Origin of the sequence: Seonamhaeicola sp., assembly GCF_028281565.1 — a bacterium.
Lineage (GTDB): Bacteria > Bacteroidota > Bacteroidia > Flavobacteriales > Flavobacteriaceae > Seonamhaeicola.
In genome coordinates this window covers 1-19,070 of sequence record NZ_JANQJQ010000033.1, presented here as the reverse complement: position 1 = coordinate 19,070, position 19,070 = coordinate 1, and the positions used below count along the sequence as shown (strand labels likewise).

The 19,070-nt window shown below is 37.2% G+C and carries 17 protein-coding genes and 1 tRNA gene; 1 reads left to right on the top strand and 17 read right to left on the bottom strand.

Annotated elements, in window-relative coordinates; genetic code table 11:
* Positions 1-194 precede the first annotated feature (194 nt).
* The 17 genes from Q0983_RS15145 to Q0983_RS15065 all read right to left on the bottom strand — a co-directional run bounded on the left by Q0983_RS15145 (position 195) and on the right by Q0983_RS15065 (position 18,604).
* Positions 195-503 (bottom strand): DUF6122 family protein, encoded by a 309-nt coding sequence (locus tag Q0983_RS15145; protein ID WP_299555193.1) that lies wholly within the window; start codon positions 501-503, stop codon positions 195-197.
* The gene (locus Q0983_RS15140) at positions 503-1,126 is read right to left on the bottom strand and encodes a WbqC family protein (protein ID WP_299555190.1); all 624 of its coding nucleotides are present in this window, start codon (positions 1,124-1,126) and stop codon (positions 503-505) included. The genes Q0983_RS15145 and Q0983_RS15140 overlap by 1 nt, the downstream gene beginning before the upstream one ends.
* Before the next feature lie 23 nt (positions 1,127-1,149).
* A complete protein-coding gene (gene lepB / locus Q0983_RS15135; RefSeq protein WP_299555187.1) occupies positions 1,150-2,733 on the bottom strand; it encodes a signal peptidase I in 1,584 nt (527 codons plus the stop codon).
* A 67-nt stretch (positions 2,734-2,800) separates the two neighbouring features.
* Positions 2,801-3,508: a 4-hydroxy-tetrahydrodipicolinate reductase gene (gene dapB / locus Q0983_RS15130; protein ID WP_299555184.1), complete on the bottom strand. Its 708-nt coding sequence runs from the start codon at positions 3,506-3,508 to the stop codon at positions 2,801-2,803.
* Between the two features lie 36 nt (positions 3,509-3,544).
* Positions 3,545-4,162, bottom strand: coding sequence for a DUF5683 domain-containing protein (locus Q0983_RS15125; RefSeq protein ID WP_299555181.1), 618 nt, complete (start codon positions 4,160-4,162; stop codon positions 3,545-3,547).
* Positions 4,152-5,060, bottom strand: a complete 909-nt coding sequence (locus Q0983_RS15120; RefSeq protein WP_299555178.1) for a ParB/RepB/Spo0J family partition protein — start codon at positions 5,058-5,060, stop codon at positions 4,152-4,154. Before Q0983_RS15120 ends, Q0983_RS15125 begins: the two co-directional genes overlap by 11 nt.
* A 3-nt stretch (positions 5,061-5,063) precedes the next feature.
* Positions 5,064-5,828: an AAA family ATPase gene (locus tag Q0983_RS15115; protein ID WP_299555175.1), complete on the bottom strand. Its 765-nt coding sequence runs from the start codon at positions 5,826-5,828 to the stop codon at positions 5,064-5,066.
* 160 nt (positions 5,829-5,988) lie between these two features.
* The gene (locus Q0983_RS15110; RefSeq protein ID WP_299555172.1) at positions 5,989-8,829 is read right to left on the bottom strand and encodes a pitrilysin family protein; all 2,841 of its coding nucleotides are present in this window, start codon (positions 8,827-8,829) and stop codon (positions 5,989-5,991) included.
* Positions 8,830-8,938: 109 nt separating this feature from the next.
* Positions 8,939-11,089 (bottom strand): methylmalonyl-CoA mutase, encoded by a 2,151-nt coding sequence (scpA, locus tag Q0983_RS15105; RefSeq protein ID WP_299555170.1) that lies wholly within the window; start codon positions 11,087-11,089, stop codon positions 8,939-8,941.
* Positions 11,089-11,739 carry a hypothetical protein gene (locus tag Q0983_RS15100; protein WP_299555167.1) on the bottom strand — a complete coding sequence of 217 codons (651 nt, stop codon included), beginning with the start codon at positions 11,737-11,739 and terminating at the stop codon, positions 11,089-11,091. The genes scpA and Q0983_RS15100 overlap by 1 nt, the downstream gene beginning before the upstream one ends.
* Positions 11,729-12,406, bottom strand: coding sequence for a hypothetical protein (locus tag Q0983_RS15095; protein ID WP_299555164.1), 678 nt, complete (start codon positions 12,404-12,406; stop codon positions 11,729-11,731). Before Q0983_RS15095 ends, Q0983_RS15100 begins: the two co-directional genes overlap by 11 nt.
* A gap of 1 nt (position 12,407) precedes the next feature.
* Positions 12,408-13,763, bottom strand: coding sequence for a methylmalonyl-CoA mutase subunit beta (locus Q0983_RS15090; protein WP_299555161.1), 1,356 nt, complete (start codon positions 13,761-13,763; stop codon positions 12,408-12,410).
* Entirely contained in the window at positions 13,756-14,079 is a 324-nt protein-coding gene (locus tag Q0983_RS15085) for a septum formation initiator family protein (RefSeq protein ID WP_299555159.1), read from the bottom strand. The genes Q0983_RS15090 and Q0983_RS15085 overlap by 8 nt, the downstream gene beginning before the upstream one ends.
* Complete coding sequence (gene udk / locus Q0983_RS15080; RefSeq protein WP_299555156.1) at positions 14,079-14,684, bottom strand: uridine kinase; 606 nt, start codon at positions 14,682-14,684, stop codon at positions 14,079-14,081. Before udk ends, Q0983_RS15085 begins: the two co-directional genes overlap by 1 nt.
* Before the next feature lie 69 nt (positions 14,685-14,753).
* Positions 14,754-15,167: a cytochrome c gene (locus Q0983_RS15075; RefSeq protein ID WP_299555153.1), complete on the bottom strand. Its 414-nt coding sequence runs from the start codon at positions 15,165-15,167 to the stop codon at positions 14,754-14,756.
* Positions 15,168-15,173: 6 nt separating this feature from the next.
* Entirely contained in the window at positions 15,174-16,295 is a 1,122-nt protein-coding gene (locus Q0983_RS15070; protein ID WP_299555150.1) for a PQQ-dependent sugar dehydrogenase, read from the bottom strand.
* Positions 16,296-16,309: 14 nt separating this feature from the next.
* The gene (locus tag Q0983_RS15065) at positions 16,310-18,604 is read right to left on the bottom strand and encodes a TonB-dependent receptor (protein ID WP_299555147.1); all 2,295 of its coding nucleotides are present in this window, start codon (positions 18,602-18,604) and stop codon (positions 16,310-16,312) included.
* Between the two features lie 367 nt (positions 18,605-18,971).
* Here Q0983_RS15065 and Q0983_RS15060 point away from each other — a divergent pair.
* Positions 18,972-19,046: transfer RNA gene (locus Q0983_RS15060), tRNA-Pro, on the top strand.
* The last annotated feature ends 24 nt before the right edge of the window (positions 19,047-19,070 follow it).

The following is a 19,070-nucleotide window of genomic DNA, read 5'->3' as shown; positions in this document are numbered from 1 at the left end:
CAAAATAATTGGGATAAAAACCCCTCTTTCTTCCGATTTTAAGAAAATCGAAATTCATTCTCCCCTTAAATTTAAGGGGAGAGCCAAGGAAAGGGAGGTTTGAACCGTTATGAACAATAAAACAGGAAAAGCAAGCTCCTCCCTTATTTTTAAGGGAGGTGGATCCCGATGGGAATCGGGATTCGGAGGGTTAATCACATAAAAGAACAATCCACTAAATCAGCAATGATATGAATTACTAACCCCAAACCAATCAATCTGGTTTTTTTAGGAAGCAATAATAAAATATAGACCGCGATAGCATAATAGGAGTGAAGCAGATGGAAGTTGATGCTACATCGGTTGGGGTCGAAAACCGGATCTGCCAGTAAGTGATCAGCATCTATTAGCATACCGGCAATCATAATTAAATAAGCCGTTTTCCATTGACTTTTAAACCCTACTAAAGCAACCAGCAAAGGCATTAAAAAATGACAACCGTAATGAACAATGGGTTGTAGCATTATTGCTGTGTTATAGTTTGAGATTCCAGGTAATTTAACGCATTAGGGCCTTCATTAAACAACAGATCCAGGATACTTAAATTGCTGATAAATCCGTGTTTGTTACTGAAGACCTGAGTATAAGTGTCAAATTGCAGCGGTTGTGCTTTCTTGGCGTTTACCAAATGTCTAAAGTCCGCCTTTCCTTCAATAGTTTTTTCAAATGATCCGGACTTAGAAATATTTAAATCCAACTGCAGGCAATCACAAATAACTTCAAAACATTTGAGGTTGAAGTCTAAAATATATTCGGCTTTTTGATGGAACAAAGGCTGTATGTCATCTTCGTAATATTCAAAAAAAGGCGATGTCCTGTAGGCCGATAATAATGATTTCCAATGCCTGGCTTGCCATTGGTCCTCATTGAAGATCTTTACATCTCTATACTTTTGACGGTTTTTTTGAGAATGTACGACGGGAACATTTAGAGCAAGTTTACCATTGGCACCGTAAATATAAGTACGGTTCCGGTAAGTTTGTTTTAAAAAACTATCATCAACCTCAAACATGATGCTCCTGGCATTGACCATGGCAACAAAGTGGGCAATATTCGGAAAGTATGTTGGGTGAATAATGATGTTCATTGCCTTTGCAAGAATGACAATTATTAACTATTAGCTTTTTTGCGCCTGCGCCATTTATTAAATCCTATTAAAGCAAACAGAGCCACAATAAACGGAATAAAGTATGACGTAGCTTTTCCGCTACCACCAACCGTAGTAAAGAAACGTTCCCAGCGCGGGTTTTTAAGCCCGTCCCAGCTCATCCAAATGAATACCGGTTTGCCCACTACATGATCAAACGGCACAAAGCCCCAGGCACGGGCATCAATGGAGTTATGACGGTTATCACCCATCATCCAATAGTAATTTTGCTTAAACGTATAGGTATCGGTTACTTCGCCATTGATCAGGATCTGGTTGCCCTTCACTTCAAGCGTATTGTGCTCATACTCCGTTATGACACGTTTGTATAATGGCAGAACTTCCAAATTGATATCAATGGTTTTTCCTTTTTCCGGTATATAAAGCGGGCCAAAGAAATCAATGTTCCAGTTATAATTAGGGTCATGTGGAAATATATTTTCGTCTCTATTTCCTTTTTCCCGCTTATTCGGGGTGATACTCAAAACATTCGGGTGGTTTTTGAATTTAGCCAGGGCTTCATCAGAAATTGCCGAAAAATAATAAGTGTTAGCCTGGTTTATGATGCCAAAATTATCCGTAATATCGTATCGCTTTTTTAAAAACTCAGGGCTAAACTGATTAGTCTTAGGTTGAACATAGTAACTAAACTGTAATTTAGCTCGATCCGGTAGTTCATTTTGCTGGCCGTTTATATAGACATAACCATCACGTATTTCCAGTGAATCTCCCGGAACTCCAACACAGCGCTTAACAAGGTTGGTCTTTTTGTCAATGGGTTTATAGTAGTTTCTATCCGGGTGAAAATCATTCATATCCCGTAATGTGTCGGCCGGCTGATTGAAGACTACAATGTCATTACGTTCAATTTTTTCAAACCCCGGAAACCTTAAATAGGGTAATTGTAATTTATTAATTAATGATGTTTTTCTTTTGGTAAAGTCGTCACTAAATAAATACGATTTCTTTTTGAGCACCGGAATGGTGTCATGCACCATAGGAGCCGCCACGGTAGTCATTGGCATTCTGGCACCGTAATGAAACTTACTTACAAACAGAAAGTCGCCAACCAATAAGGATTTCTCCAACGAAGACGATGGAATAGTGAACGGCTGCATAAAATAAGTATGCACAATAGTGGCAGCAACAATAGCAAATAAAATAGAACTGGTCCATTCCCCGGATGAAGACTTTGGATTTACGTTTCGGTCTTCTACATAGGTTACGTCGGCAACATAATTCAGGTAGTAGTTGTAAAAGCCTAAAGTAGCAACGGCTAAAACGGTGTCAATTTTTTGGTTTTTACCAAAACTTCTGGCCGTTTCCACCCATACAATGGCTAGCATAATAAGGTTTACAATAGGAAGGAACAGCAGAATGATCCACCACCAGGGCCTGTTGATTATTTTCATTAAAACAACGCCGTTATATATGGGAGCAAAGGCTTCCCAGGCTTGTCTGCCAGCCTTAGTGTATAATTTCCAGGTGCCCAAACCGTGAATCACCTGAATAATTAATATGAATATAAACCATTGCATTAATGTCATAATTGTAAAATTTAAATCGTTTTGTTTGTGGCTAACATATTGCTAATGTTACACATTACAATTGGTATTAACCAATATTTAACACGTCGTTCATTGAAAAAACACCTGTTTTTCCATGGAGCCATTCGGCAGCCACAACAGCTCCAAGGGCAAAGCCTTGCCTGTTGTGGGCAACATGCTCAATGTTTATGGTGTCTACTTCACTGGCATAATTAACGGTATGGGTTCCCGGAACATCTTCAATACGCTTTGCTACAATGGGGATGGTATGGTTATCATCAGTATCATGCAGTTTCCAGGCGTTGTAATTACTGTTATTATCAATAACCCCTTCCGCTAAAGTAATGGCGGTTCCACTGGGCGCATCTAACTTTTTAGTATGATGAATTTCTTCCATGGTAACGTTGTACTGGCCTAAATTACTCATCATTTTAGCAAGTGTCTTGTTGAGCTCAAAGAAGATATTAACCCCTAAACTAAAGTTTGAGGCGTAGATAAACCCTCCGCTTTTTTCTTTACAAAGTGCCACGGCTTTGTCATAATCATCTAACCACCCCGTAGTACCGGAAACAACAGGTACCTTATTGTTTAAACAGTTAGTGATGTTCCCAAATGCAGCAGAAGGTAAGCTAAAATCTATAGCTACATCGGCTAAGGTGATATCGTAATCTGTATCGTCTTTATCAATTTTTAAAACAACATCATGCCCCCGGTTAATTGCTATTTTCTCAATGGTTTGCCCCATGCGTCCGTATCCTAGTAAAGCAATTTTCATGTATCTGTATTTTATCTGTTATATGCCCTTTATGGGTTAAAATTTAAAATTTAAAGTTAATCCTACGTTGCTTTTAGCATCAAATTCATTGAATTTGTAATGTGGGGCCAAAGATAAGTTTTCATCTACATTATATTGCAAAAGATGGGCATCAACATTCGCATCAATGATATTTAAGGCGTAAATACCTAATGTTACCAACAGTGATATTTCTTTATTTCTCCTGTAGAATTTTTGTCCGCGCTCCAGCCCTTCGGTAGTTACTCTTGGTGAAGATAGTTGATTACCATTGGAATCAAAATAGAATTCATCATCCGTAAAACCGGCCAGCCTTCTTTTATAAGCGTCTCTATACCGGTTGTATTCTTTATTGTTTGTTGTGTAAAAGTAAATACCGGTACCTAAAGCTCCATATACGATGGGTATTTTCCAATATTTTTTATTGTAAGCTTGTCCCAAACCCGGCAAAATGGCAGAATAAAAAGCAGCTTTTGCGGGAGACAGCGGGTTTATAGGTTCTCTGGTAATAACCGAATCTATAACAATTTCTTTTGGGAGTTTTTTACGTTTTGTTTTTCGCTCTTTTTCCTGAGCTACTGACGAAAAACAAAACAAAATGGCAAAAACACTTACTATAACAGATTTATTTAGCACCCTGAATTAATTTTTTAATACGATTAAAGTCTTCTTCCGAATGGAAAGGGATCGTAATTTTTCCTTTACCATTTTTAGAGACTTTAACGTCAATTTTGTGCCCAAAGTATTCCGAAAACACCCCAATCCCTTTTTTAATGTATTTAGGCGTGTCTTCTTTGTCCTCTTTTGAAGGAACGTCTACTTCTTTTGAAGTGTTGTAATTTCTAATTAAATTCTCGGTAGCTCTTACCGAAAGTTCATTCTGTAATACTTTTTCATAAATATCAAGCTGAACGGTATGGTCTTCAACCGAAATCAAAGCACGCCCGTGCCCCATGGAAATAAAACCGTCTCGCATACCTGTTTGAATGATAGGGTCTAATTTCAAAAGGCGCAAATAATTGGTGATGGTAGAACGTTTTTTACCAACACGTTCACTCATCTGTTCCTGGGTAAGCTTGATCTCATCTATCAAACGTTGATACGACAAGGCAATTTCAATAGGATCCAGATCCTGACGTTGAATGTTCTCAACCAGAGCCATTTCTAAGGATTCCTGGTCGTTAGCAATTCTTATGTAAGCAGGAATAGTTTCTAATCCAACTAATTTTGATGCTCTAAAACGGCGTTCTCCGGAAACTAATTGATATTTATTAAATTCTAATTTCCTTACGGTAATTGGCTGAATGATCCCCAATTCTTTGATAGAAGATGCCAATTCCTGTAAAGACTCTTCACTAAAGTTTGTCCTGGGTTGAAACGGATTGACTTCAATAAAATCGAGGTCCAGTTCAATAATATTACCTATGACTTGATCGGCATTCTTATCCTGAACCGATTGAATATCATTGTCCGGGTCTTTTAAAAGTGCTGACAACCCTCTACCTAAAGCTTGTTTTTTAGTTGCCTTAGCCATATTCTAGGAGTTTTTATTGATAATTTCTTTTGCCAAACTTAAGTAATTGTTGGCACCTTTACTACTGGCATCATAATTAATTATGCTTTCGCCATAACTGGGTGCTTCACTTAAGCGTACATTTCGCTGAATTATGGTCTGGAAAACCATATTGTTAAAATGTTTTTGTACCTCTTCAACCACTTGATTTGACAGGCGTAAACGCGAATCGTACATGGTTAACAACAAACCTTCTATATCTAAATCCTGATTGTGTATTTTCTGAACGCTCTTAATGGTGTTTAATAGCTTCCCTAAACCTTCCAATGCAAAATACTCACACTGGATTGGGATGATGACTGCATCAGCTGCGGTTAGGGCATTAAGCGTTAACAATCCTAATGACGGGGCACAATCTATTAAGATATAGTCATAATCATTTTTTATATCTTGAATCGCATTTTTAAGCATATACTCCCTGGATTCCTTGTCAACCAACTCTATTTCAATAGCCACAAGGTCTATATGTGCCGGCACGATATCCAGATTAGGTGTATCGGTCTTAACAATAGCTTCTTTAGCTGAATTGGAGTGCTCCAGAAGCTGGTAGGTGCCCACTTCAACAGATTCAACATCAATTCCAATTCCTGAAGTTGCGTTAGCCTGAGGATCTGCATCAATTAACAGTACTTTTTTTTCAAGAACGCCCAGTGAAGCTGCTAAATTAATAGAGGTTGTTGTCTTTCCCACACCACCTTTTTGATTAGCAATTGCAATGATTTTACCCATTAAATTTTTTGGTTTTAGTATCGGTAAAAATACAATTATTTATGAGGAATAAAAACGGAACTTGTTAACAGATGGTAAATCTTAAATATGATTACTTTTTTTAGGTAAATCAAAAAAAGTGATTCATTTTAAATGAATCACTTTTATGTTAATTTTGGGTTTATTTTTCTGGGTTATGAATCGCAAGTATATAATCTTTGGATAAATATTTTTTTCCTACATTTTGGATATCCTTAGCTGTTATGCTTTTAACATGATCTTCAAAAGATAATCCGGATATTATTTCTTTTTTTTCGTAATCTGCAGTTTTTAACATTTTTATCCAAAACTTATTTTTCTTTAAATCCTCTTTATGTTGTAAAAGTTGAGCTTCTTTAACTTTAGCTACATCTTCACCTGTAGGGCCTTCATCCAATATTTTTTTTAATTCCGCTAATGCAGCATTTTTAAGTTTCTCAACATTCTCTGGGCCACACGGAAAGCTAATTCTCAAATTATACCACCCATATGGTACTTTACTTATGTTTCCTGATGCCCCAACACCATAAACGCCACCTTCTTCTTCTCTTAATTTTTCAATTAACTTAATGGTTAGAATTTCTCCTAAACTCTTTAAAGCAAAAGCTTCTTTTTGATCATAATCTGTTGGGCCGTGAAATGTGATTCTTACCTGGCTTTTGGGGTCTGAACCTTTTTCAACAACTTTAGTATGGTTTCCTGTTAATGGTCTAAAATCCCTAACAACATAATTTTCATTTGAATTTTTTCCGGGTAAGCTTGCGATGTATTTTTCAGCATAATCTTTTAATAAAGCATCATCAATATTTCCAACAAAATAGAAATTAAAATCGCCTGCATCAGAAAATCTTTCCCTGTATTTGTTGTAGGCTAAGTTATAATCACTTGAATCGTATTTTTCCGGTGTTGGAAAACCTGAATATCTTGGGTTTTTACCATAAATAAACTTGCTTAACTCGTTTTGAAAATAAAATTGGGGACTGGCAAGTAAGTTTCCTAAAAAACTTTTTTGTTTTGAGACAAAAGAGTTAAAAGCTTTTTCATCTTTATTCAGCGATGTGAAATACAGATGAATTAGCTGAAATAACTCTTCGAAATTTTTAGGTGTACTGGATCCGGACATCCCTTCACTATAGCCACTAATAAATGGTCTTACACTTGCAATTTTACCAGACATCATTTTGCTTAGGTCTGTTTTGGAGAAGCTGTTTATACCAGCTTCCGTTAATCCGCTATTTGCAAAAACAGTAGCTAAGTATTCTTCGTTAGAATATAAAGATGATCCGCCATAACTGAAAGCTTCAAACAAAATTTCATCATTTTTAAAATCGGTTTTCTTATACACTATTTTGGCACCATTACTAAGTTTAAGGGTTATTGTTCCTATTCCTAAGTCATCGTTAGCAGTTGTGTTAGTTATAGAGCCTTTTTTAGGGAGCTTAGAAATTAACGAAGTAGCTAATGCGTCTTCCTTATAAGGTCCTACGTCTTTGGTTTTTACTTCTTCCAGTAAATTTCTAATGTCAGTTTCGGTAACTTTTTTAAGCCCTTCTTTTTCTAAATTTGTTAAAACTATGACTCTATTATCATCATGTAAATAATTTTTTATCAGCCCATTTACTTCGGATAGCTTGACATTATCTAAATTGTTTTCGTAAAAATTATATTCCCAGGTAATGCTGGGTATAGGTTCATTTTCCAAGTAGTTGTTAACGTATTGTCCAATAATTCTTCTAGATTCCGTTTTATCTTTATCTTTAAACGATTTTTCGTATCCGGCCAATATGCTTTTTTTAGCTCTATCAAATTCACCTTTGGTAAACCCGTGACGTTTTACACGTTCATTTTCTGTTAATAGCGCCTCTAAGGCTTTAAGTTGTCCGGTTTCACTTGAATTGGCAATAGATTGATAGGCCCTTTTGTTTCTAGCCCAAGTGCTCCCATGGTAACTATATCCGAAAACAAATGGTGGATCTTCAGAATTCCTTAACTCATCTAAGCGGTTGTTGATCATGGTTGTGAATAAAGACTTGACCATACTGCGTCTATAATCCTCTATGGTTTCATCATTCTTATAACGGTTATGATCTTTGTACATTATTTGTACCCTTGTAAACGGAGATTCTTTATCACTTTCAATTGCAATTAAAGTTTCTTCGTGGTTTGGAACTTCAAATACGGGTCTTTTTTTAGGGTTTTCAGGGATTGGAATTTGTCCAAAATGCGCCTTTATCTTTTGTTCCAATGTAGTGACATCAACATCTCCAACCGCTATTACAGCCATTAAATCAGGTCTATACCAATCTTTATAAAAGCGTCTTAAACTTTCATGTTTAAAGGTCTCCAAGTTTTCTTTAGTGCCAATTGGTAAACGTTTGGCATATTTAGAACCATGTAATACTTTTGGAAGGTACTTTTGTAGCATGCGTTCACCAGCCCCTCTACTTAATCTATATTCTTCTAAAACGACACCCCTTTCTTCATCTATATCTTTATCAAGTAAAAGGGCATTATGGGCCCAATCTTCAAGGATTTGGAAGCCTTTTTCTAATTTTTCCGGGTCATCACTCGGAATTGGTAAGATATAAACCGTCTCATCAAAGCTTGTATAAGCATTAAGATGTGCACCAAACTTAACACCAATACTTTGAAGATAATCCACTAAGTCATTTTTCTTAAAATTTTTAGTGCCGTTAAAGTTCATGTGCTCTAAAAAATGTGCCAACCCTAATTGGTCTTCATCTTCTAAAATTGAGCCTGCATTAACTACTAAACGTAATTCTACTTTATCAGCAGGTTTTGAGTTATTTTTTATGTAATAGGTGAGTCCGTTAGATAGTTTGCCAATTTTAACATCTGGATCAGTAGGGATATTTTCTTGGCCTATAGTAGTGTCTTTAGCTGTTTTTATATCAGTAATTTGTGCGGAAATAATGCTTGTAAAAAGTATTGTAATATTAATTAACAGAATTCTGATCTTCATATGTCCGATTTTTAGATTAATGAATAATAAGTTTGGTGTTAAAGTAGTATTTTTACTATAAAAAATGTAATAAATAGAGGAAATTTTGCTAAGTTTTAACGTTTTGACTTTAGTCAATCAAAATCTCTAAAATCTTAATAGCGGCTTCACTAATTTTTGTGCCCGGTCCGAATACGGCAATGGCACCTGCATTGAATAAATATTGATAATCTTGTTTTGGGATCACGCCTCCAACAATGACCATGATATCATCGCGACCGTATTGTTTAAGTGCTTCAATAACCTGAGGCACTAAAGTTTTATGGCCTGCAGCTAATGATGATACACCTAAAATATGCACATCGTTTTCAACAGCTTGTTTAGCAGCCTCTTCCGGTGTTTGAAAGAGCGGGCCTATATCAACATCAAAACCAACATCGGCATAACCGGTAGCCACTACTTTGGCACCACGGTCATGACCGTCTTGCCCCATTTTTGCTATCATGATACGAGGACGTCTGCCATCCTGTTCGGCAAAAACATCAGCCAGTTCCTGGGCTTTTTTAAATGATTTGTCGTCTTTCACTTCTTTGCTATATACGCCTGAGAATGATTTAATTTGAGCTTTGTAACGTCCGAAAACAGTTTCGAGCGCCTCACTAATTTCACCTAAAGTGGCACGTTCCCTGGCGGCTTCAACAGCTAAAGCTAATAAATTCTTGTTCCCTTGCAAAAGGGAATCTTTAGAATGGTGCCACGCTTGAGCAGCTTCAGTTAATTTTGAAAGCGCTGTTTCAACCTGTTCAGAGTTTCTTTCCGATTTTATTTTTTGAAGGCTTTCTATTTGCTGGTTTCTTACGGTTTGATTATCAACTTCCAGGGTTGAAATCGGGGCTTCTTCTTCAAGCTTATACTTGTTTACGCCAACAATAATATCCTGCCCGGAATCAATTCTGGCCTGCTTTTTAGCAGCGGCTTCTTCAATGCGCATTTTAGGGATACCGGCTTCAATAGCTTTGGTCATACCGCCATGGGCTTCAACTTCTTCAATTAAAGACCAGGCCTTTTGAGCGATATCATGCGTTAGTTTTTCAACATAATAACTACCGGCCCAGGGGTCGACAGTTTTAGTGATTTTAGTCTCTTCCTGTAAGAATATCTGCGTGTTTCTGGCAATTCGGGCTGAAAAGTCGGTTGGTAATGCTATGGCTTCGTCTAAGGCATTGGTATGCAAACTTTGGGTGCCTCCAAAAGCCGCCGCGGCAGCTTCTATGGTAGTTCTGGCTACATTATTAAACGGATCTTGTTCGGTTAAACTCCAACCGGATGTTTGGCAATGCGTTCTCAACGCTAGGGATTTGGGATTCTTTGGGTTGAATTGCTTTACCAATTTAGCCCAAAGCATTCTGGCGGCGCGCATTTTAGCAATTTCCATAAAATGATTCATGCCAATAGCCCAAAAGAAGGATAACCTGGGAGCAAACGTGTCGATATCCATACCCGCAGCCAATCCTTTTCTAATGTATTCAAGGCCATCCGCTAAAGTATAGGCCAGCTCAATATCGCAGGTAGCTCCGGCTTCCTGCATGTGGTAACCGGAAATACTGATACTGTTGAATTTAGGCATGTTTTGGCTGGTGAATTCAAAAATATCAGAAATGATTTTCATGGAAGGTGTTGGCGGATAGATATAGGTATTACGCACCATAAATTCTTTTAGAATATCATTTTGAATGGTGCCTGCCAATTGCTCCGGCTTTACGCCCTGTTCTTCGGCAGCTACTATATAAAATGCCATAATAGGCAAAACGGCACCGTTCATGGTCATGGAAACCGACATTTTATCCAATGGAATTTGATCAAAAAGCACCTTCATGTCTTCAACCGAATCTATGGCAACGCCGGCTTTACCAACATCCCCCACAACACGCTCATGGTCACTGTCATAGCCCCTGTGAGTAGCTAAATCAAAAGCAACAGATAAGCCTTTTTGGCCCGCAGCTAAATTTCGTCTGTAAAAAGCGTTGCTTTCTTCGGCCGTTGAAAAACCTGCATATTGCCTGATGGTCCATGGCCTGCGAACATACATGGTACTATAAGGTCCACGCAGGTTAGGGGCCATACCGGCAACAAAATCCAAGTGTTCCAAACCTTCAATATCGTTTTTAGAATAAGTGGACTTAACATCAATAGTCTCGGCAGTTAGAAAGGTTGACGCCTCCGTTTTCTGTCCGCTGTCCTTGGTCTTTAAGGTAATATGTTGGATATTTTTTCTAGGCATTACAGAATCATTTTTTGAATGAATGGGTCAAAATTTATATCATAAATACTTGATAATTTAATCATTACAGTTTTACCATTGGATGAAATGATATAAGCAGTACTAAATAAAGATAAATCGGTATCGGGATAATCTACCTTATAAATTGATCTGAAAATTTGTTGTTTTTTATTGCCGGTATACTTAGCTGTAATTTTTGTGAATTTAATGTCTTCCTTTTTAGTTATTTTTTCATTATTCATTCTTATGATGCCAAGTAGTTGGCTTGCATCTCTTTTAGAAAAAGGAAAATAAGGTAATGTGTTAATGGTATAAGTAATACCAAATGCTTCATCAAAATAAATATAAAAATTACCATCTAAATCTCTTAAAGTCTCTACTGCACGGGACTCAAAGGCATAACTTTTTTTTGTGGCTAAAGAATCCAGCAATTTTAAATATTCAGACGAAGTATATTTTTTAAAGGTATCCGGTAAATAGATCTTCACACCGTCATCACTCAAAAAATGATACTTACCATTTATATCTTCAATATTTTCAATCTCAATCCAATTTTTTATATCAGAAGTTATATTAAGACAGGATGTAATACATAAAAGTATTAAACAAAGAAGAAGGGCTATGTTTTTATTTTTCAGTTTAATGATCATGTCCGGCGTGTGAGTCATTGGTAGTAGGTACTTTGTTGAAATCAACTGTAGTGTCAGGTTGACCAAAGTTTGTTTTAGAGAAATCCATATCAAAGAGCCTGGAATAATACAGGTCAAAAGCTATATAGGAGGCCAGATATTTGTCATTAAGAGCATTTCCGTATTTACTGGTAAGCGGGGCTCCAAACAGTTTTGGACTTAGATCGTTAATTGTTAACAGCGAGTTGAACGTTGTTTTTAAATTTTGATCTTTTATGTTTTCCGAAATACATTTTATTAACGGGCTATCATAGCTTAAATGGCTTTTAGTGTTTGAAGGATCCCAAAGTGTATTGTCATTTTTTAAAGCTTTAAAAACCTCTATAGTATGTTCTGAAACAACACTTTCATAAGGCACCCTGCCATAAACCGCATTTCTGATAAACTGATTGTAAGCGAAGGTTAGATTTGGCAGTGCATTGGCATTTCTATTGTTCTTTCCGTAAAAATCTAAGATGTCTTTTTCAAAAGCATATAAAGCCTCCTGGTATAATTTAGTATTAGAGCCTCCGCAAGCTATGGTTTCCGGCATATTGGAAAACTTATATGCTAAATTTGAAGTTTCACTTTTACAATTAAATAAAATAAGCGTTAATGTAAATGCTATGGTTTTTACAATAAATTTCATTTTAATTTTCTTCTTTTAATCGTTGCTGTTCTATATTTTCGGCTAATCGCTTCTCTATAACAGGTTCTATTAAGGTTTTTCTTGGATTGGTTTTTACAAATGGATACAATTCCAGATCATCTTTCATTGTATCGTTTGGATTTGGATGCTTATTGGTGCCTAAGAGGACTTCTTCCCCGGCATCAAATTGGCTTTGTTCTTTGGCCGCACTTTCTTTTATTTTACGTTGTATAGTGTCATCCTTCAACTGTTTTAAAAAGCCACCGTTAGCTTCCATATGTTTGAATAAAGCCAAAGCTTTTTCGGCCAATTGATTGGTAAGGGATTCTATATAATACGTGCCATCCGACGGGTTGTTAACTTTATCAAAATAGCTTTCATGTTTGAGGACTAACAGTTGATTTCTGGCAATACGATCACCAAATTCATTGTCCTTATGATAAATGGCGTCATAAGGTAAGTTACTAATGGTATTGGCTCCACCCAAAATAGCGCTCATACATTCCGTAGTAGTACGCAACATATTGGTGTTGTAATCGTAAAGTGTTTTGTTGCGTTTTGTTGGTGTTGCAAAAATGTGACAGTCTGAATGGATCTGATATTCCGAAGCCAAAGTTTCCCAAAGCAGGCGTAACGCTCTTAGCTTTGCAATTTCAAAAAAGTAGTTAGTACCGATGGAGACCTTGAAGATAACATTCAAGGACTTGTTATTTTCCAGATGATTCAAATATTCATTAGCCTGGGCCAGGGCATAAGCTAATTGTTGCACCATATTAGCTCCGGCATTTTGATATAATGACACATCAACACTAAACGAATTTGTTTGATTGACAACAGCTCTGAATTTAGAAAAATCGTCATTTAAATCATGGAACCAGTTGCCGGTTTTGGCAAGATGACCTATGATATCATTATGAATATAGATTCCGGCTTTTGCTGGAATGACAGCTAATTTTTTACTGAATTCCGGAGATAAAAACTGTAACTCGAAATGAATGGGAGTTGAAGACAGATCAATATTTTTCAGTAGATCGTCAGTTGAAATAGCTTCCGAAGGTATTATAAACCTTATGTTTTCAGCCCCTCTGGCAATCGCATCGAGCGCTTTTAAGTTTGATTTTTCAACATCGGTAACAAAGATGGTTTGACAAATTTTCCACCCGGTAGCTTTGGTATTTGATGGGGGCGGAAACTCTTTAAAATCATCTGAATGATAAAACGGTTTGACAGCAATAGCTTCATTGGTATTCCAAACAAGGGTGTCATTATAATCAGCGCCTTTCAGATCGAACTGTATTTTTTGTTTCCACTGTTTTGCTGAGACCGGCTCAAATTCATTAAACAAGGGTTTACTCATTCTTTTTGGCTTTTAAACTGTCCTCATATTCAATTATAAAGATGTCTTCGTTTTCACGCTTCATATAGTATTCTTCACGTGCAAACTTTTCTAAACCATCTTCCGTACTAAGCTTTTTAATGGCTTTATTGTCCTTTTCAATTTCCTTTTTATAGTATTCTTTCTCATTTTCCAAATCTTCAATTTCCGTATTTAATTCATGGTGAATTAACCAGGAATTAGCATCGAAAAAGAGCATCCAAATAGCAAACCCAACCAAAATGAGCACAAAAATATTTTTGAAGGGTTTAAAAAATTTATGTTGTAAAAAGGACATTATAGTTTCTCATTAATTATGGTGCGAACAATATCTATAGCTACCGTATTATACTTGTTGTTTGGTATGATCATATCGGCATATTCCTTCATAGGTTCAATAAACTGGTCGTGCATAGGTTTTAGCGTATTCTGGTAACGCATTAAAACCTCATCCAGATCCCGGCCACGTTCTGCAATATCGCGCTTTAATCTCCTTATTAAGCGCTCGTCAGAATCAGCATGTACAAATATTTTAATGTCGAACATGGTTCTTAATTCCGGATTGGTCAGAATTAAAATGCCTTCAACAATCATTACTTTTCTCGGATGTGTTAAAATGGTATCACCCGTTCTATTATGCTTAACGAAAGAATACACCGGTTGGTGTACAGGCTCGTCCTTTTTTAAGGCTTTTAAATGTGCCGTTAAAAGTTTAAAATCTATGGAACGCGGGTGGTCAAAATTAATTTTTACGCGTTCGTCATAGGTTAAATGCGAGGTGTCTTTGTAATAGGAATCCTGAGAAATCACACCAACTTCACCTTCGGGCAATTCATTTAAGATCTGATTTACCACAGTAGTTTTACCGCAACCGGTACCGCCTGCAATTCCTATTATAAGCATAGTTAATTGGTGATTAATTGGCTTTCTACAAAGTTACTTAAATGTAAAAATATTTAATAGGGAATTGGCTTATTTTTTAATGTTTGACACCTCTTCTTCGGTAACTATGTCATCACTTTTATTGCCCCAGTTATTACTAATGTAATTCATAACATCAGCCACTTCATCGTCACTTAATCCCATAGGAGCCATAACACTGTTATACGTAACGCCATTAACCACAAGTTCGCCTTCCTGTCCAAATTTAATGCCTCTAATACTGGCTTCTCTGTTTTTCATTAGATAGTCAGAGTTTGCCAGAGGTGGATATACGTTTTCCATGCCTTCACCATTAGGCATATGGCAGTTTATGCAAAAATCGGTGTAAATGTCGCTGCCGCGTTCTATGCTTTCTTTTAAAAGGGTGTCCTGGTTACTGTTTTGAGATGAAACAACTGTTACAGTAAGAACAGTGAACAGGCTTAATAAATAGGTTTTCTTCATTTAATTTTAGTTTTCCGGGGCAATTCTAACGATACCATGATTTTCAACAGCTACATAAATGTAACCATCAGGTGCCTGAATGACATTTCTAACTCTACCAATACCTTCAAAGAGTTTCTCACGCTTCACTACTTCATTGTTTTCTAAAATGAGGCGTTCCAGGTATTTAAACTTTAAAGAACCAACCAGTACATTGCCCTTCCAATCCGGGTATTTGTCTGAAGATACAATGGCCATCCCGCTAGGCGCAATGGATGGTACCCAATAAAATAGGGGTTGTTCCATGCCTTCTTTTTCGGTAATGTCCGTAAATGTGGTGCCGCTATAGTTAATGCCATAGGAAATAACAGGCCATCCGTAGTTATTTCCTTTTTCAACAACATTAATTTCATCACCGCCCTGAGGGCCGTGTTCATTCACCCAAATAGCACCTGTAAACGGATTTTTAACCATGCCCTGAGGGTTTCTGTGTCCGTAACTGTAAATTGCGGTTTTAGCATTTTCAGTGCCAACAAACGGATTGTCCTGAGGAATACTTCCATCGTCATTCAATCTGTAAATTTTACCGCCATCTCGTGTAATATCCTGTGGGTTTACATCCCTGTTTCCACGGTCACCAACTGAAAAATATAGATAGCCCTGGTTGTCAAATTCAATCCTGGATCCCCAATGTTGTCCTTTTTTGGTATTAGGTTCCGCTTTGTAAAGTACTTCTGTATCAACTAAGGCGTTACCGTTAAGTTTTGCTCTTATTAAAGCCGTATTGCCACCATCCCCTTCGCCTTCGGAAGAACCATGTGTCATATAGATCCAGCCGTTGTTTACATAATCAGGATGTAATCTAATGTCTAAAAACCCACCCTGACCACGAACATAAACATCAGGGGCTCCTTCTATATTAATTTTTTCTCCATTTTTAAAATGAATCAGGTCGCCGCTTTTTTCTGTTATCAGCATACTTCCGTCTGGTAAAAAGGTCATGCCCCAGGGAATGCTCAGGTCCGGAACAACCATTTGTGTGGTGTAATTAACATTTACAGGGTCTTCGGCTTTTACTTCAGATTCCTTCTGTTGCGCACAAGTGGTAAAGGTTATAAAGGCGATTAATAATATATTGAGCTTTTTCATTAGGAGGTGTTTTGTCAGAGTCTATAATTTAAATTAATTCCACTGTAATAATTAACAGGATTTCCGGGATAATAGTACCTGGGAGCGCTACCACCAAAACTTGAAGCATTTATCAAGATCTGCGAGGCATAATGTTTATCAAATATATTATTTAAACCAATAAAAAGATTGAATTTTAATTTTTTATTAAGATTTCTTTTGAAACCAATTCTGCAATTGGTTAAGCTGTAACTTTCAGAATATAAGGTGTTAGCATCAGTGATCGGCATGTTTCCAACCTGTTGAAAGTTAATGTTTCCGTACAGGCCGATCTGTGAATCAAAATCAACGATGGCATTAAAAACTTCGGAAGGCACTCCGGTTAAATCATTACCTGAAAAATCGTTGTCATCGTCAACAAATTCTTCGAATTTATAATGGTTTAAGGTGATGTTTGCCGAAGCATTTATTTTAAAAGACGCTTTTGAAACCACTTCATACTGTAAAGCTGCTTCCAGGCCATCATGTTGTGTTTTTCCGGCATTAACACCTATATATTGATCTGCTGCAGTCCTTCTTGCTACAAGTAGGTTGCGGATGCTCAATCTGTATATTGCTAAATTAAATTGAAGGCGCTCATTAGCCAGTGATCCTCGTGTTCCCAGTTCGTAATTCCATCCGGTCTCGGGCTCAATATTAGTATTTATAAGCCCGTCAGGCAGAAGGGTTTCCTCTAAAGAGGGGGGAGAAAACCCGTGACTCACGTTACCGTAGAGGCTGGTGTTTTCCGAAAGTACCTGTGAAATACCGAATTTAGGTGATAGTGTTGTTCCAAAATTACGATTGCCGGATTGATCCGGGTTGTTAGCTGCTATAAATCTGTCATCAAGTGTGTACGAGGTTTCATTGAGGTTTAAACCTAAAGAAATCCTAGTCTTTTTGCCCAGGTCGTAATTGGTTTCAAAAAAGAGGTTATAATACTTACGCTTTTCTTTAAAATCTGATAACCGAACACCCATTACACTTCCTGTTCCTGCCGGAAAATCTGAATAAAGGTTGTCATAGGTACTCCATTGATAAGAGTCTTTGAAGACTTCACCGCCTATGGTCCAATTTAGGTTTTCGTTGAACAAACGGGAGTTCCCAACTATACGGCTTCTCATACCTATGGCCCATGTGTTTTCGTCCAGGATATTGAACGGCCGGGGTTCATAACCTTGCCTGAAAGAGGTGAAAACACTTGTAATATGTTTTGTTTTATCAGCGTAGTGGTGATTCCAGGATAAGCCGAAAATCCCTCGCTTTGAATCCTCAAAACCTTTTGCACGGCCCCATGTAAAAGCTGCTGCTGTTGAATCATTTAAATAATCGTCCCTGTTAATGGAACTTGGTATAAAAGCTTTTAAATTCACTATACTCGCCAGAAAACTCAAGTTGTCTTTTTGGGAGATATAATGACTTGAATTTAGGGTAAAAGTCTCTCTGTTGTAAGCGTTGTTATCTCTATAGCCATCACTATCCGTACTACTGTAAATAGCTCTAAAACCATTATTGGAACCCCCTTGGTTGATACTGATGATACTTTTTATCAACCCGAAGGACCCAATGGTTAATTCACTGCCTATGGACGTCTGGTTCAAAGCGGTATTTTTGGGAGTTAAATGAATGGTGCCTCCTAATCCGGCACCATAAATACTTGAGGCGGCTCCTTTAATGATTTCCATACGCCCGATAGCATCCAATTCAAAGTCTTCAATATTGGTGTCTCCATTCCCCGAGGTTAGGGGAATGTCTTGAAAATAGGCTCTTATTTTTGCAGTTCCAAAGAGGTTTCTGGAACCAATACCTCTGATAGTAATACGGTTTGTGTTTAAGGCTCCGGATTGCATGAAAACTCCCGGAACTCTGTTTAAAACCTCATTCATATTAATATGATTGCCCCTCTGAATATCCTGTGAGGAAATGATACCGATAGTGGCTACCGATTTTTTTAAGCGTTGTGGTAAATGGTTGGCACTAACCAATACCTCGTTTAATTGTGACGGATTGAGGTCCAGTTGAATAATATAGTGTTTGTCTAATTCCAGCGTCATTGTTTTTTCTATATAGCCCTCTTTTTTAAAAACATAAGTGCCGGATTCATCCAGTTGAAAAGTTCCGTTGGTGCTTGAGATTAAGGTAATTTGGTTGCCGATATTTGTTATCGATACGGCATCTAAATACGTATTATTATCTGCATCAACTATTTTTCCCGATATTTTAGATTGACTAAAAACATGTGTGAAACTGATAAATAAGATAATGAAAAGTCCGTTTCGTTTAAGGGTCATAGATTTGTAATTATTTATGGAATAATTCAAACGCCTAATATATGTATTTATAAGTAATAAACTACTTTGATAAAAAGGGAAATATTTTTGTTGATCAAAGGCTGTGGAATTAATAAAAAAAGTATATTTGCAACCCGTTACGGGAAAACGTGTTTCGAGGGTATTATCTAGATAAGCTCGGCATAAACTCCGCCCGGGCGGGCTACTTAAGGTGGTTTGTAATTTGGAGTTTTGTTATTTGAAAATTTACGGTTCAATTCTTGCCGATACAAAAAGATTAAAATTTGAGCAAGGTGATTACAAGGCCAACGCGCCAGCTGGCCCTTTCGCTAAAAATGTCTACAAGACATTTTCTTTACGCTCAGTCCGGGGTGTAGCGTAGCCCGGTCATCGCGCCTGCTTTGGGAGCAGGAGGTCGCAGGTTCGAATCCTGCCACCCCGACAAAAAGTTGAATCGAAATTTTAT

What these genes read in the sequence shown, in the direction of transcription:
- Q0983_RS15145 (WP_299555193.1), bottom strand. Translation starts at nt 503, where the DNA reads ATGCTACAACCCATTGTTCATTACGGTTGTCATTTTTTAATGCCTTTG.
- Q0983_RS15140 (WP_299555190.1), bottom strand. Translation starts at nt 1,126, where the DNA reads ATGAACATCATTATTCACCCAACATACTTTCCGAATATTGCCCACTTT.
- lepB (WP_299555187.1), bottom strand. Translation starts at nt 2,733, where the DNA reads ATGACATTAATGCAATGGTTTATATTCATATTAATTATTCAGGTGATT.
- dapB (WP_299555184.1), bottom strand. Translation starts at nt 3,508, where the DNA reads ATGAAAATTGCTTTACTAGGATACGGACGCATGGGGCAAACCATTGAG.
- Q0983_RS15120 (WP_299555178.1), bottom strand. Translation starts at nt 5,060, where the DNA reads ATGGCTAAGGCAACTAAAAAACAAGCTTTAGGTAGAGGGTTGTCAGCA.
- Q0983_RS15115 (WP_299555175.1), bottom strand. Translation starts at nt 5,828, where the DNA reads ATGGGTAAAATCATTGCAATTGCTAATCAAAAAGGTGGTGTGGGAAAG.
- Q0983_RS15110 (WP_299555172.1), bottom strand. Translation starts at nt 8,829, where the DNA reads ATGAAGATCAGAATTCTGTTAATTAATATTACAATACTTTTTACAAGC.
- scpA (WP_299555170.1), bottom strand. Translation starts at nt 11,089, where the DNA reads ATGCCTAGAAAAAATATCCAACATATTACCTTAAAGACCAAGGACAGC.
- Q0983_RS15100 (WP_299555167.1), bottom strand. Translation starts at nt 11,739, where the DNA reads ATGATCATTAAACTGAAAAATAAAAACATAGCCCTTCTTCTTTGTTTA.
- Q0983_RS15095 (WP_299555164.1), bottom strand. Translation starts at nt 12,406, where the DNA reads ATGAAATTTATTGTAAAAACCATAGCATTTACATTAACGCTTATTTTA.
- Q0983_RS15090 (WP_299555161.1), bottom strand. Translation starts at nt 13,763, where the DNA reads ATGAGTAAACCCTTGTTTAATGAATTTGAGCCGGTCTCAGCAAAACAG.
- Q0983_RS15085 (WP_299555159.1), bottom strand. Translation starts at nt 14,079, where the DNA reads ATGTCCTTTTTACAACATAAATTTTTTAAACCCTTCAAAAATATTTTT.
- udk (WP_299555156.1), bottom strand. Translation starts at nt 14,684, where the DNA reads ATGCTTATAATAGGAATTGCAGGCGGTACCGGTTGCGGTAAAACTACT.
- Q0983_RS15075 (WP_299555153.1), bottom strand. Translation starts at nt 15,167, where the DNA reads ATGAAGAAAACCTATTTATTAAGCCTGTTCACTGTTCTTACTGTAACA.
- Q0983_RS15070 (WP_299555150.1), bottom strand. Translation starts at nt 16,295, where the DNA reads ATGAAAAAGCTCAATATATTATTAATCGCCTTTATAACCTTTACCACT.
- Q0983_RS15065 (WP_299555147.1), bottom strand. Translation starts at nt 18,604, where the DNA reads ATGACCCTTAAACGAAACGGACTTTTCATTATCTTATTTATCAGTTTC.